This is a genomic window from Halorhabdus sp. SVX81 (genome assembly GCF_029207715.1).
Lineage (GTDB): Archaea > Halobacteriota > Halobacteria > Halobacteriales > Haloarculaceae > Halorhabdus.
In genome coordinates, this window is the sequence record NZ_CP104322.1 from 1240523 (window position 1) to 1254404 (window position 13882).

The 13882-nt window shown below is 64.1% G+C and carries 11 protein-coding genes; 5 read left to right on the plus strand and 6 right to left on the minus strand.

Going from position 1 to position 13882, the window contains the following annotated elements; translation table 11 throughout:
- Window positions 1–7: 7 nt before the first annotated feature.
- Window positions 8–2200 (minus strand): LUD domain-containing protein, encoded by a 2193-nt coding sequence (locus SVXhr_RS06145; RefSeq protein WP_275740399.1) that lies wholly within the window; start codon window positions 2198–2200, stop codon window positions 8–10.
- Window positions 2197–2712 (minus strand): LUD domain-containing protein, encoded by a 516-nt coding sequence (locus tag SVXhr_RS06150; RefSeq protein WP_275740401.1) that lies wholly within the window; start codon window positions 2710–2712, stop codon window positions 2197–2199. The genes SVXhr_RS06145 and SVXhr_RS06150 overlap by 4 nt, the downstream gene beginning before the upstream one ends.
- 107 nt (window positions 2713–2819) lie before the next feature.
- Here SVXhr_RS06150 and SVXhr_RS06155 point away from each other — a divergent pair, with 107 nt between their 5' ends.
- Window positions 2820–3365, plus strand: a complete 546-nt coding sequence (locus tag SVXhr_RS06155; protein WP_275740403.1) for a multiprotein bridging factor aMBF1 — start codon at window positions 2820–2822, stop codon at window positions 3363–3365.
- A 23-nt stretch (window positions 3366–3388) separates the two neighbouring features.
- Here the strand turns inward: SVXhr_RS06155 and SVXhr_RS06160 are convergent, their stop codons facing one another.
- Window positions 3389–3940, minus strand: a complete 552-nt coding sequence (locus SVXhr_RS06160) for a response regulator (RefSeq protein ID WP_275740405.1) — start codon at window positions 3938–3940, stop codon at window positions 3389–3391.
- Between the two features lie 119 nt (window positions 3941–4059).
- On the opposite strand from SVXhr_RS06160, the gene tpiA reads away from it, so the two are divergent.
- Window positions 4060–4707, plus strand: a complete 648-nt coding sequence (gene tpiA / locus SVXhr_RS06165; RefSeq protein WP_275740407.1) for a triose-phosphate isomerase — start codon at window positions 4060–4062, stop codon at window positions 4705–4707.
- Between the two features lie 107 nt (window positions 4708–4814).
- Here tpiA and SVXhr_RS06170 read toward each other — a convergent pair whose 3' ends face one another.
- Window positions 4815–5372 carry an FAD-dependent oxidoreductase gene (locus SVXhr_RS06170; protein ID WP_275740409.1) on the minus strand — a complete coding sequence of 186 codons (558 nt, stop codon included), beginning with the start codon at window positions 5370–5372 and terminating at the stop codon, window positions 4815–4817.
- A 280-nt stretch (window positions 5373–5652) separates the two neighbouring features.
- Here SVXhr_RS06170 and SVXhr_RS06175 point away from each other — a divergent pair, with 280 nt between their 5' ends.
- Window positions 5653–8688, plus strand: a complete 3036-nt coding sequence (locus tag SVXhr_RS06175) for a DUF1349 domain-containing protein (protein WP_275740411.1) — start codon at window positions 5653–5655, stop codon at window positions 8686–8688.
- A gap of 22 nt (window positions 8689–8710) precedes the next feature.
- Here SVXhr_RS06175 and SVXhr_RS06180 read toward each other — a convergent pair whose 3' ends face one another.
- Window positions 8711–9721, minus strand: a complete 1011-nt coding sequence (locus SVXhr_RS06180; protein WP_275740413.1) for a patatin-like phospholipase family protein — start codon at window positions 9719–9721, stop codon at window positions 8711–8713.
- Between the two features lie 541 nt (window positions 9722–10262).
- Here SVXhr_RS06180 and SVXhr_RS06185 point away from each other — a divergent pair.
- Together SVXhr_RS06185 and SVXhr_RS06190 are read left to right on the plus strand one after the other, a co-directional pair.
- A complete protein-coding gene (locus SVXhr_RS06185; protein ID WP_345799508.1) occupies window positions 10263–10673 on the plus strand; it encodes a PH domain-containing protein in 411 nt (136 codons plus the stop codon).
- A 2-nt stretch (window positions 10674–10675) separates the two neighbouring features.
- Entirely contained in the window at window positions 10676–12136 is a 1461-nt protein-coding gene (locus tag SVXhr_RS06190; protein ID WP_275740417.1) for a PH domain-containing protein, read from the plus strand.
- Window positions 12137–12166: 30 nt separating this feature from the next.
- On the opposite strand, the gene SVXhr_RS06195 is transcribed toward SVXhr_RS06190, so the two are convergent.
- Window positions 12167–13795, minus strand: a complete 1629-nt coding sequence (locus SVXhr_RS06195; RefSeq protein WP_275740419.1) for a potassium channel protein — start codon at window positions 13793–13795, stop codon at window positions 12167–12169.
- Window positions 13796–13882: the final 87 nt, after the last annotated feature.

Here is a 13882-nt window from a genome sequence, read left to right on the forward strand (position 1 = left end):
GTCCTCCTCACTTCGCGGGTGCGATCAACTCGATCGGATGGGTGACGTCCCGTTTGAGGAGGTCACTCAACTGGTCGTGACAGGACGTTCCGCTCGCAACGACTGTCCGATCCTCGGTCTCGGGCGTCGTGAACTGCTCGCGGAGGTCGTCACCGACGGCCATACTCACGTCGTAGTACTGCTGTTTGAAGCCAAAGGAGCCGGCCATGCCACAGCACTCGACCTCCGAGGTGGCGAGATCGAAGTCCAGGCGGTCGAGAATCGCCTCCGTGTGTGCTGCCAGGCCGAGCGTCCGTTGTTGACAGTGGCTGTGATAGGCGATCTCCTCGCCGTCACCGTCGGCGAGGGCCTCGATGTCGGCCCCGTTCTCGACGAGGCCATAGACATACTCCAGCACTTCATAGCTGTTCGTGGCGATCCGGTCGAACGTCTCTGTGTCGAGCAACCGTTCGTAGTCGTTCCGGAGCATCGCGAGATCGCTGGGTTCGACCATGATGACGTCGCGGCCGGCGTCCAGGTGTGGTTCCAGCGAGTCGGCGACCGCTTCGGCCTGTTCGCGCGCCGTGGCGATCATCCCCTGAGAGAGTGCGGCCCGACCGCTCTCGGAGACGTCGGCGATGTGGACCTCGGTGCCGAGTGCTTCCAGCGCCCGGATCGTCGCCTTCCCACGCTCGACGTGCATGTAGTTCGTGTAGGTGTCCGCCAGCATGACGACCTCGCGGTCGGGGTCCGCTGGTGGCTCTCGCCCTTTGGCCCACTTGCGAAGCGTCCCACGGGTGAACTTCGGCATCTCACGACGGCGATCCACTCCCAGCAGCTTCTCGGCGATCCAGCGGGAGGGCGGGGCTTCGGCGGCCCAGTTCGAGACGGGAGCGAACGCACTCCCGAGCTTGGCGACGGTCGCAAAGTTTCCGAAGAAGCGTTTCTGGAGGTCGAGTCCGGCGGGTTCCGGGTCCGGTGTCAGTCCAGAGACGAGGTGGTCGAAGGCACCTGGGTCATCACCGCGATTGAGGCGGTCGCGAACGACGGTGTTGATCCAGGGGATGTCGATGCCGACCGGACAGGCTTCGGTACACCGGCTACAGCCGGTACAGAGGTCGTTGAACTCCTCGGCACTCTCCTCGCCGCCAACGGCGGCCTCCCAGCCGGTGGCGATCCCGCCGGTGTAGGTCTCGCCGCCGAAGGCGTGGCCGCCGACCTGCTGGAAGTTGGCACACGAGTTCGCACACGCCGAACACCGGATGCAATACAGCGTCTCTTCGAGGTCCTCGTCCTCGCGCATGGCCATTCGGCCGTTGTCGACAAGCACGAGATGGAACTCCCGATCGTCGGGGTCCCCGAATGCATCGTCCTCGAACGTTGGGGCGTCGATCGGCGGCGTCAACAGCGAGATGTAGGAGGTGATGTCGTGACCCGTTCCCGATCGGCCGATCAGTTCGACGAACGGCTGGAGGTCCTCGACGCTCGGGATGATCTTCTCGACGCCCGCGACCGCGACGTGTGTGTCAGCACTGGCGACGGTCTTGCGGGCGTTGCCCTCGCTGGTTACGAGCGCCATCGTTCCCGAGTCGGCCGTCAGGAAGTTCGCGCCGGTCATCCCGACGTCAGCGGCGGCGATGTCGTCGGCGAGTTGCTCCCGGGCGAAGTTCGTCAGGTCTTCGGCCGTCTCGAGGGGCACGTCGGGATCGAACCGTTCCTCGAAGAGTCGAGCGATCTCGTCGCGGGACTTGTGAATCGCCGGCGCAACCAGGTGTGACGGGGCCTCCTCGGCGACCTGGAGCACCCACTCACCGAGGTCTGTCTCGACGACGTCGACGCCCACTGCTTCGAGATGGTCGTTGACTTCGAGCTCCTCGGTCGTCATCGACTTGCTCTTGGCGACCAGGTCTGCGTCCGCGTCGGCGACGACCGATTCGATGTACTCGTTGGCTTCGGCTTCGTCATCGGCGAGGTAGACTGTGCCGCCGTTTTCCTCGACACTCTCCCGGAGTTCCTCGATCAATTCCGGCAGCCGATCGATCGCGTCCTCCTTGATCGCGCGGGCCTCGTCTTTGAGCCCCTGGTAGTCCTCGAGGCGGGCGACCGACTCGTAGCGGCCGTCGTTGAACCCCTGGGTGTTCGTTTCGATGGCCGCGCCTTCCTGATCCATGATCTCACGGATCTTCGCTGCCTTGGCGCGTTTGGAGGTTTTGCCGCTCATTGTTCGATGATGACGACGTGGACGTCTGTCGGTCCGTGGACGCCGCGGACGATCTCGCCCATATCCGAGGTCGCGCTCGGCCCCGTGGCGACGATCACCTCTCCCCGGTCCTCGCGCAGTTTCGGACCGAGTTCCGCGAAGGCATCCGCCATCGTCCCGACGATGTCGCGCTCGCTGACGACCGCGATATGGGTCTCCGGGAAGAGACTCATCAGGCCCGATCCGCGGTCATCCGATTCGAGCAGGACGCTCCCGTAGTCGGCGATCCCGATCGTCGCGGGCGTCACGCCGGTGGCGGCTGCCCGAACTGTGGCCGGGTCGGGGTCGGTCTCGACAGCCGAGGGCAACGAAACCCCGTCGATCGGGATCGGAACGCCGACAGCCGGTTCGTCGAGCAATTCAGCCACGGTCGATTCGAACCCGTCTGTATCCGTCCGGGTCCATGTCACGTCGATCCCATCGAGGGATGCCATAAACCGTTCGACGGGCGACCCGGTCTGCGTTGATGCCATTGTTTCGAGTGAGCTTCTGACTGGTATGAGGGTGGGGAAACCGGCAGCATCCGCATACTGTACTGCGGGGCGTACGATTTATGCCCCGGGGCAAGTAATCCACTCACATGGTTCAATGTGAGATGTGCGGGGCCGAGACGAGCGCTCCGAACACCGTCAAGGTGGAGGGTGCAGAGTTGGATGTCTGTGATGAGTGTGCCGACTTCGGCACGGAAGTGCGGACCCCCGACCAGTCGAGTCCGTCGACGAAGTACTCGACGGATTCCGGCAGTTCTTCGAGTTCCAGTAGTTCGGGCTCGGCCAGCAGCGGCAGTGGCTCCGGCGGGTCTTCCGGGGGCGGGAGCCGTCGAGACATGTTCGACGAGATGGACGAACTCGTCCAGGACTTCGATCAGCGGATCCGCTCGGCCCGCGAACAGACCGACATGAGTCAGGAAGATCTCGCCGACCAACTCAACGAGAAGGCCAGCCTTATCCGAAAACTCGAGCGCGGCGATCACCTCCCCAGTGACGAGGTTCAGACGAAACTCGAACGGGAACTCGACATCGAACTCACCGAAAGTGGCGGTACGGAGGAAGACGCTGATTGGGACAGCGGTTCGGCGGTCGGCGAGTACACGCTCGGGGACGTCGTCGAACGGAAAGATTCCTGATTGCCCGTCGGTCAAACCGTCGATTATCGATCGATCGTCGATTGCGTTATTTCCGTTTCGAGGGCCTGGACCTGGGCCTGGAGTTCTTCGATCTCCGCTTCGAGCGCGCTGAATCGCTCGCTGGCTTCTAGTTCCGGCCGGGCTTTCTCGACTTCGAGGACGTTTCGTTTGAGTTTCTTTGCCGTGAGCCGCTTCTGTCGGTCGTTGTACTCGGCGACGGTTTCGAGGCGTTCGACGACATCCACGAGCGTGTCTTTGCTGACGGGTTTGACGACGTAATCGTCGACGCCGAGGTCGATGATGTCAAAGTCGGGATCGACGGCCGTCACCATCGCGACGCGGACGTCGATCCCCCGCTCTTCGATGGACGCCAGGACTTCGTTGCCGGACATGACGGGCATTCGTCGGTCAAGCAATACGATGTCAACTGTTTCGTCGAGGACTTCGAGTCCATCAGCGCCGTTGTAGGCCGTCCGGACATCGTAGTGCTCGGGGAGATATTCGGCGTAGAGGTCGGCGAGATGCTGTTCGTCTTCGACGATGAGTACCGTCGTCGGCTCAGTTCCATCGGTCACGGTGGTCGGATAACCCTTCGAGAAGCGGTCTCTTAATGCCCACTGTTTTCGGGCCGACCCGGAACGACCGGCTGTGCTTCGAAACCTATTTTCCTGCGGTCAGAGAATCCGTAGCTGCAATGTTCGTTCTCGTCAATCTCAAGACGTACCCGTGTGATCCCGTCGAAGTCGCCGAGGCCGCCAAGGATGTCAGCGATGCGTCGGGCGTTCGCATCGGCGTCGCCGCACAGGACGCCGATATCGCGCGCGTCGCCGACACCGGCGTCGAGACGTGGGCCCAGCACGTCGACCCGATCGAGTACGGCTCGAACACCGGCCACACGCTCGCCGAAACCGTCGCCGACGCCGGCGCGGAGGGGACGCTGATCAATCACTCCGAGAACCGGCTCAAACTCGCTGACATCGACGGCTCCGTCGAGGCCGCCGAACGCGCCGGCCTCGAAACCTGTGTGTGTGCGAACAACCCTGCCCAGATCGGTGCCGTGACCGCGCTCGGGCCGGATTCGGTCGCCGTCGAACCGCCGGAACTCATCGGCGGTGACGTCTCCGTCGCGACGGGCGACCCCGACATCGTGACCGACGCCGTCGAGGCGGCCGAAGCCGTCGACGAAGACGTCGAAGTGTACTGTGGGGCCGGCATCTCGACCGGCGACGACGTCGAGTCCGCGGGCGAACTCGGCGCGACGGGCGTCCTCCTCGCGAGCGGCGTCGCCAAGGCCGACGACCCGCGCGCGGCCCTCGAAGACCTCGTCGAACCGCTCGCGTAGCGACGATCGTTTTCCCGTCGAGTCGGGTTTTGGATTCGGCGGCACAGCCGTTGCTATCCTGAAACGTGGAACGGAAAACGGGTCGCCGTCTCGTCCTCGATCGTCGATTACTCCGCGTCGGCGGGCACGTCGAAGTCGTGATAATGTTCGCCCTTCTCTTTGCTGAGGATGTTCAGCGCCGCTGCTGCGCCGTCTCCGGCGGCGATGACCGCCTGCCACTCCTCGGCGCGAACCATCGCGCCCGTCGCGTAGGCGTCCTCGACGCTGGTCTCCATGTTGACCGAGACGTCGACGATGCCCTCTTCGGTGGTCGCACAGCCGAGTTCCTCGGCAAGTGATCGGTCGGCACCGGTTGCCAGGACGACGTAGTCGGCGTTGTATTCGCCCGCGTCGGTCGTGACGGTGAACCCGTCCCCGGCGTCCTCGACAGCGGTGACTTCCTCGCCCTGGTTGCGTTGCACGCCGAAGCTTTCGACCTGCTCGCGAGAGACATCCATGAACTCGCTGCCGTCCATCGAGTCGATGCCGAGGTAGTTGAACAGGTGGGCCTTGTGCATCCAGGTCTCGTCGGTGTCGAAGACGATCGTTTCGAGGTCGTTTTTCGCGGTGAACAGTGCGGCGCTCAGGCCGGCGGGACCGCCGCCGACGACAAGTACATCTGCCATACTATACCAGTTGAATGCCTACCCAATAAACATTGGTTTGGTGGCACCGGCCGCTCGTCTGTTCGCAGATTCCTTTCCGGACTGCGAGAGTACCCGACGGTACCGCGCTCCGTGCATAGCCGCTTCACTGTTGGCTCCCCGTACAGAACTACAATGCTGTCACCATCGCCTGCCAGACTTCTATTCTGGGTTGCCCGGTTTGCCGGCGGGTGTCGGCGGGACCAGCCCGCAACAGACACTTTTATATAGTTTTATAAGACAATTTGAACTGGATTGCTGAATGATAGAGCACAGCCGACGCACGTTCCTGCGTGCATTTGGGGCAGGGGGCATCGGGGCACTGGGGGAAACACATGCGGTCAATCCTGGGCGGGCAGCGACCGCCATCACGATCGAGGGCGGTGGCGAAGATATCTGGGACGCGGCCGACGCCTTTCAGTACTACTATACCGAACTGGAGGGGGATTTCGACGTCACCGTGAAGGTCGAATCACAGGAAGCGACGGATGAATGGGCGAAAGCCGGAGTGATGGTCCGCCAGACGTTGACCGCGGACGCCGAGACGGCGATGATTCGAAAGACGCCCGGCCACGAAACCTCGTTCCAGTGGCGGTCAGACGATGGCGACCAGATGGTCAGTACGACGTCCGAGGGCGGGAGCGACGAGGGCGAGGTCGCCGGCGGCACAATGCCTGCGACCTGGCAACGCCTCGTGCGCGACGGCGATACCATCGAAGCCTACGGGTCGCCCGACGGCGCGAACTGGACGCGGATCGCAGCCATCTCGCCGAGCGATATCGATTTCGCCGAGTCGGCCTACGTCGGGCTGGCAGTCTGTAGCGGGGTGGCGGGCACGCGCTGTAGGGCAGCGTTTTCGAATCTCTCGGGTCTCTCGCCGACGAGCAACACCGATATCGGCGACGTCACCGTCCCGGGGAGCGTCTCGGAACGCACCGACAAGGACACGAGCGTCGTCGTCTCGACGGGGTCGGCTTCGGGGGTCACAGCCAGTGGCGCGACGATCACGGGGTCACTTGACGACCTCGGTGGCGCGTCCTCGGCGACCGTCTCCTTTGAGTATCGGGAGCGCACGGGGGGATCCTGGCAAACGGGGCCAACCCGGACCCGCTCGACGACCGGTTCCTACAGCGAACCCATTACTGGACTCGATCCGGCCACAGACTACGAGTTCCGGGCGGTTTCGACGGCCAGCGACGGCGATACCGATACCGGTTCCGCCAACACGTTCAGGACCGCAGCCAGGCGCGATGGACCCGACGTGATCACTGTCGAGGGAGCTGGTGGAGACATTTGGAACGAGGCGGATGAGGGCCATTTCTACTACACGCCGGTTGAGGGTGACTTCGACGTGACCGTCCGCATCGACAGTCTCGACGACACCGACGAGTGGGCCAAGACCGGGTTGATGGTCCGTGAGTCGCTGTCCGCCGACGCGGTGAACGCGATGGTCAGGAAGACCCCTGGCCACGAAACGTCGATTCAGTGGCGTGAGGGTGCGGGGGCGGAAACCACGAGCACGACCGCCGACGCCGGCGAGGGGGAGAGTGAACTATCGGGCGGCACGATGCCCGCACGGTATCAGCGACTGGTCCGGGCCGGCGACGTCATCGAGGCATACGCGTCCACCGATGGGAGCGAGTGGACGCTGATCGCCGCTCTGGATGACTCGCGGGTCGCTTTCTCCGAGACCGCGTTTGTCGGGCTGGCGGTCACCAGCCACAACACGGGCACCCTGTGTACGGCCGAATTTTCGGAACTGTCGGGACTCGTGCCGACGGACAACCGGGACATCGGCGATCCGGACATCTCGGGGAGCGTCACCCACGAACGCGACCCCGGCGATGCTGATCCAGTGGTTTCGACGGGTTCGGTCTCGAACGTCGGAACACATTCGGCGACGCTGTCAGGTTCACTCACGGACCTCGGTGGGGCCACGTCAGTCGAGGTCGCCTTCGAATACCGTGCGCGCGACAGTGCCTCGTGGTCCTCGACCGCGGCGCAGACGCTGTCCTCGACGGGATCGTTTAGCGAGACACTTTCCGGACTCGATCCGGATACCGACTACGAGTTCCGGGCGATTGGGAACGCGAGCGACGGTAATCCGGTCACTGGCTCGGCGACGACGTTCAGTACGTCGACCAGCACTGACACCGCCGGCGGATCATACTTCGACCCGTCGGACGGGTTCGCCGATCCGGCACCGTGGCTGGACGACAGTACGCAAGTCATTCGGATCCAGAACGCCACCCGCAGCGAGGTCGAACGTGCGTTCAGCACTTCTGGCCCGCGCGTGATCGTCTTCGAGACCAGCGGGACCATCGACCTCGGCGGTGAGGAACTGGCGATTACCGAGGACAAGTGCTGGGTCGCGGGCCAGACCGCGCCCTCGCCCGGGATTACGTTCATCAAAGGCCAGCTCCAGATCGACGCAAACGACTGTGTCGTCCAGCACATTCGGTCCCGTCACGGACCGGGGTCCGAGGGCAGCATCCAGAGCAACGACGCGTTCAACACGCAGGACGACACCACCAACAACGTCGTCGATCACGTCTCGGCCTCGTGGGGTACTGACGAGTGCATGTCCGTCGGGTACGACACCGACCGGACGACCTACACGAACTGTCTCATCTACGAGGGGCTGTACGATCCCTACGACGACGACGCCGATCACAACTACGGGACGCTCATCGGTGACGGCGCTGAGAACGTCGCGCTGCTGGGTAACGTCTGGGCGAAGGTCCGTGGCCGGGTCCCACGGCTCAAAAGTGGGACTCGATCCGCCCTCGCCAACAACGTGATGTACTTCTTCAACGAGGCGACGAACATGGACGGCGACACGGAAGCGTCCATCGTCGGGAACGTCTACGCCCCCCAGGACCTCGAGGACACGGCGATCGAAGACGGGACTGCCTATCTGGCGGACAACGTCACCGATCCCACGTCGACGCCGCTGACCGGCGACACGTCCGAGCTGTCGTCTCGGCCGCTGTGGCCCGATGGGCTCTCCGCGATGGACTCGAGCGAGGTCGAGAACCACAACCTGAATTACGCTGGCGCACGCCCGGCCGATCGCACTGAGGACGACTCGCGGATCATCTCCGAGATCGAAACCCGCGCTGGCGATCCATACACCGAGTCGCCGTACGACTACTGGATTCCCGACCACGAAGCAGTCGGCGGGTATCCCACCCTCCCGGAGAACACCCACTCACTGACGGTCCCTGACTCGGGCCTTCGTGAGTGGCTCGAACAGTGGGCGCTTGCCGTCGAGGAGAGCGGCGCGAGCCCGCCCTGAGACGAGCGCGACCGACGGGGCGTCAGGCGAGCTGCCGACGGAACGCCCGTGCGGCGTCCTCGCCATCTCCGTAGAGATCCGCAACGAACGACGGCCGCCGGTCGAGCTGCGACCGGCCGGCCCGCTCTCGCGGGAGGTCGATGTGCCGGATCGTCGTCTCTGTCAGCGACGGGTCGGCGAGTCGGCCGTCGGCGATCCACTCGTTGACGGTCTCGACGAACCGCCGTTCCTGGCGGAGCGACAGCGTCTCGACGAGCTGCCGGACGCGCCCGTCGATGGCTTCGGCGGTCGTCGGCATCTCCTCGACCGTCTCCGGTGTCAGGCGGACGATCCACAGTTCGTCCGGCGCCGGGATCGTCCCATCGGTCACGAACTCGCGGATCGGCGGGTTCTGGGAGAGGAAGCCGTCCCAGTACTGCTCGCCGTCGATGTCGACAGGTTCGAAAACTCGTGGGATCGCCGATGAGGCGACGACGGTCGCCGGCGTGATCTCGTCGTCACGAAAGAGTTGGGGGGACCCGGTCCGGACGTTCACCGCACTGACCAGCAACGCGGGCGCTCGTCGCAGATCGACGAGCTCCCCGAAGGACGTAAAGTCGACGTGCTCCTGAAGCGTCCGCTCGAGGTGGGCCCGCCCGAGGTCGCTGCCCGGATTGAGATACGGGTTCTCGGCCGGTTCGACGGACGCCGGTACCGTCGCCCCGAGGACCGCCATGCCGTTCACCCACCGGTCCCAGGGCGTGTTCGCAGCGATGTCGTCCCACACTGCCTCGAGGACACTACCCGAGGTTTCCCCGGCCGCGAGCAACCCGTACCACGCCGCGACGGCCGAGACGGCCCCACCGGAAGCGCCGCTGAGACCGACCAACCGGTGAGACGACGGGAACTCCCCGAGCAGTTCGTCGAGGACGCCTGCGGTGAACGCCGCGTGGCTGCCGCCGCCCTGGCAGGCGATCGCGACCGTTCTCTCGGTCGATCCGGACCCGGACCGACGCCGATCCAGGAGTTCGAGCAACCGATTCAGGCGAGTCACGTCCCACGCGAACGCTTTGAGAGGGAAGTACGCTTTTATGTGTCATCTTCTATGCTGGATCCATCACTTCCCGAGCGACGTCCCCACCTGTCGTCCTGGCGCGGCAGTCCCAGGCGTTCCACGCGGCGACTCGGGGCCGGATCGCGTCAGCCCGGTCCCACCCGGAAGGAGGAGCCGAAGGCGCTCGGCAGGACGTCGGCGGACTGTTCGGCGATGTCGCCCGGCCCGCTGTACTCCATGGCTGGTTTGACCTTCGGCCGCCCAGAGAACCCCACCTGTGGACTTTGGGTCCCGCAGCCGGGCAGCACCATTAAGCCGCTGCCAGTCAGACGTGTTTGTCATGACTGTGGACGGCGGGCCGCCAGAGGATCACGAATCCGAACCGGCCGACCGAACTGGAGAGCGCAACCCGAGGGAGGAGTCGGAGACGGGCACCGAATCGACGGAGCCCGAGGACGAGTCCGTCGACCGTAAAGCGCTACAGACGGCGGTCAGGTCGCTCGACTCACGCGTCCGCTGGCAGTGGTGTCTCAGGGCGACGATCGTGGCCGCGGTAGTTGGCACGATCATCGGGGCGATCAGCGTCTTCGCACTCGAATGGGGGCCGGTCCCGGGCGTCGGGGCCTTCCTTCTGGCACTCCTCGTCGGGGTCGGCCACGCACTCGCGCTGTATCGCACCTGGGAGTACCGGGTTCGCGAGGACGCGTTGTACCTCCAGCGGGGCGTGATCACGCACGTCAAGACTGTCGTCCCGTTCGTCCGCGTCCAACACATCGACACGAGCCGCGGCCCGATCGACAGACTGCTCGGCCTCTCGTCGCTGGTGGTCTACACAGCCGGATCACGAGGGGCCGACGTGACGGTCCCCGGCCTCACGCAAAGTGACGCTGCGGACCTCCAGGAACGATTGAAAGTGCTCGCGAAGGATTCCAACGGGGACGACGCTGTCTGACCATGCGACTTGATCCGCTTTCGATCCCCTATCGGATCGCCGAGAACAGCACCCAGATCGCGGGCGGTGTCGTCGTTGCCGGGATCGCCGGTTCCAGTGGCTCCGGCGGAAATCTCCTGCAAGGCGCGGCGATCTTCTTCGGCATCGCGGCGGTCGGCGTCGCTCTCGTCGCCGGCTGGAACGTCGCTTATTATCGGCGGTTCCGCTATGAGCTGACTGAGGACACGTTCGATATCGAGTCCGGTGTCCTGTCGCGTCGCGATCGCGAGATCCCTTACCGACGCATCCAGAACGTCGACATCAGACAGAACGTCGTCCAGCGACTCCTCGGCATCGCCGAGGTGCGCCTGGAGACCGCCGGCGGCGGCCAGACTGAGGCTCAACTCAAGTACGTCAACCGCGAGGAGGCGGGCCGACTCCAGGAGGAAGTCGGCCGCCGAAAGCGTGGGCAGGAGCCGAGTGTCGACGAGAGCGAAGCCGAACAGCAAACCGAGACGCTATATTCGATAACCCCCCGTGAGTTAGGGGTTCTCGGACTCGTCTCGATGGATCTCCGGCTGGTTCCGTTCCTGTTGGTGGCGCTGTCAGTGTTTGGCCCGGCGGCGATCACCAGCATGCTACCGGACGTCGATCAGTGGTTCCTGATCGGTCCGCTTGTCGGCCTCACTACCCTCGTCGGGCTGGCGATCCTCAGTGGGATCATCTCGATGCTACAGTATTACGATTTCCAGTTGCGATCGCATGGGGACGAGTATCGCTACGAACGCGGACTCCTCCAGCGCTACAGCGGTTCGATCCCCGTCGAGAAGGTTCAGACGCTGTCGATCCGGGAGAACGTCCTCGCGCGCTGGCTGGGCTACGCCAGCCTGACGATCGAGACGGCGGGCTACGCGCCCGGCCAGGGATCGGGCGCACGCTCACAGTCGGCCATCCCGATTGCCGAACGCGACCGGGTGGTTGAACTCGCCCGCTCGATCGAGCCGTTCGACGAAGTGACCTTCGAACGCCCCCCCAAACGAGCGAGAGAGCGCTACGCAGTCAGATACCTGCTGGTCGCGCTCCTCGTGATCGCCGGCACCTATGCAGTGACGCTCGTCCCGGATATCTCCGGCCCTTGGTTCCTCTCGGCGTTGGTTCTTCCCGTGGTGCCGATCGCGGCTCATGTAAAATGGCGACATCGCGGGTATTACATGGGTGAGGAGTACGCGATCACGCGAAACGGGTTCTGGTCGCGCCGGATCACGATCGTTCCGACCTACCGCGTCCAGACCGTCCTCTCCTCGCGGACGATCTTCCAGCGTCGCCGTCGGCTGGCCTCGGTTATCGTCGATACAGCGGGCTCGAGTAGTCTCATGGGTACGGACGCGGTCGCGGCGGACATCGACGCCGAGCAGGCTGATCGTCTCCGGGAGGCCGTCGCGGATCGGCTGCAGGTGGCGATCGGGCAGCGAGACAGTTCCTGAACTGTTGAGCCGTCGAGGCCGAACTGGCGGTCACTCGACTAATGCAGTGAACGCACTGACACGGTCGTCCGGCCCAGTGACGATTATCTCGTCGTCGTCTTCGAACGTGAACGTCGGATCGAAGTCAGTAATCAGCTCGCCGTTTCGCTGGATCGCGATGACGGTACACCCGGTCTTTGCTCTGATATCGGCCGAGGCGATGGATTGACCAGCCAGCGTGCCGACCGGGAGGCGGACGACTTCGACGCCCTGATCGAAGGTGATGACGTCCTCGCCGAAGATGGTCGAGGCGAGCATTCGACCGCTGACGGTTGCCAGCGCCAGCACGTAATCGGCCCCGGCGCGGTAGAGTTTCTGCACGTTGTCGGTCTCGTTGGCCCTGACGACCACTTCGACGTCGGGTTCGAGTTGTCGGACGACCAGCGAGGCGAACACCGCCGACGTGTCATCCGGCAGCGCCAGCACGACCGAACTTGCCTCGTCGATATCAGCTTTCTCTAACGTGTCGGGATCAGTCGCATCGCCGACGACATCGACACCAGGCTTCTCGTCGAGATCGATGACCGTCACCGGCAATCCTGCCCTGACAACCCGCTGTTTGACTGTCGATCCCACTTCGCCGTAGCCACAGATGAGGACGGGGCCGCGACGCTGTCGCCGTGCCTTCGCGCTGGCAAGCTCCTGAAAGGCCTGGAGTTGGGGTTCACGCCCGGCGACCAAAAGGACCGTCCGGGCGTTGATCCGATCCGCAGGCGATGGCGAACTCACAAACTGGCCACGGAACCACGCACCGATGACGTTCGCGCCGGTTCGCTCGCGGATGCGACTCTCGCCGATGGTGGTCCCGACGAGGTCACTCCCCGCCTCGATCGGAATCTCGACGATCTCTAACTCATCGCCGATCTCGACGGCGTCGGAGACCTCGTCGGTGACGGCCGTCGTGGCTTTCTGGGCCAGGCTTTCGCCGATCAGATGTCGTGGTGTGAAGACCTGATCGGCCCCCGCGTAGCGATGGTAATCCGCGAGCGTCGCGTCCTCGACGAACGTGATCGTCCGGGTCTCGGGGGCGAGTTGATCGACGGCGAGTGCGATCGAGGCGTTGACTTCGTCGTTGACATCGGCGACAAGCGCACGTGCATCTTCGATGCCCGCAGCGGTCAGAGAATCGATCGATTCCGGATCGCCATGCATGACGGCGATTCCCTCTTCGTAATAGTCGGTCGCGGTGTCTCGGTCCGGTTCGATGACGACGTACGATTCCTCGAGCATCCGCAACTCGTCGATCAACATCTCCGTTCGCGGGGTGTATCCGCAGATGACGACGTGATCGTCGGCGTCCTCGATCGAATCGGGGACGGTCGTCGTCAGTCGCTGTTCGATCCAGGGTGCGACAAACAGCGGCAGCGCCATGAATACGAAGAAGACACCGGTCGCTTGCATCGCGATCGCGAGCAATCGCATCTGGGGTGTGGTCCAGGCGGCGGCGTCCTCACCGTAGCCAGTCGTGGTAAAGGACTGGACGACCACCAGCAGCGACTCGGTCAACGTCCGGGAGGCGTTTTCGAAGATCGCCATCCCGGCCCCGTAGGCGATCGTATAGAGGATCGTCACGGCGGCGAAGGCACCGAGATAATAATACGCGCGCCGTCGCCGACTCATACCCACATCTGGAGGCGGGGGAGAGAAAACGGTTCGGATCCCGTCGGCCAAACAGCTAAGGGCGTTGGCCCTCCCACGATCGATATG

Coding starts and splice junctions, on each gene's coding strand:
- SVXhr_RS06175 (WP_275740411.1), top strand. CDS start 5,653: ATGATAGAGCACAGCCGACGCACGTTCCTGCGTGCATTTGGGGCAGGG.
- SVXhr_RS06170 (WP_275740409.1), bottom strand. CDS start 5,372: ATGGCAGATGTACTTGTCGTCGGCGGCGGTCCCGCCGGCCTGAGCGCC.
- SVXhr_RS06145 (WP_275740399.1), bottom strand. CDS start 2,200: ATGAGCGGCAAAACCTCCAAACGCGCCAAGGCAGCGAAGATCCGTGAG.
- SVXhr_RS06195 (WP_275740419.1), bottom strand. CDS start 13,795: ATGAGTCGGCGACGGCGCGCGTATTATTATCTCGGTGCCTTCGCCGCC.
- tpiA (WP_275740407.1), top strand. CDS start 4,060: ATGTTCGTTCTCGTCAATCTCAAGACGTACCCGTGTGATCCCGTCGAA.
- SVXhr_RS06190 (WP_275740417.1), top strand. CDS start 10,676: ATGCGACTTGATCCGCTTTCGATCCCCTATCGGATCGCCGAGAACAGC.
- SVXhr_RS06155 (WP_275740403.1), top strand. CDS start 2,820: ATGGTTCAATGTGAGATGTGCGGGGCCGAGACGAGCGCTCCGAACACC.
- SVXhr_RS06150 (WP_275740401.1), bottom strand. CDS start 2,712: ATGGCATCAACGCAGACCGGGTCGCCCGTCGAACGGTTTATGGCATCC.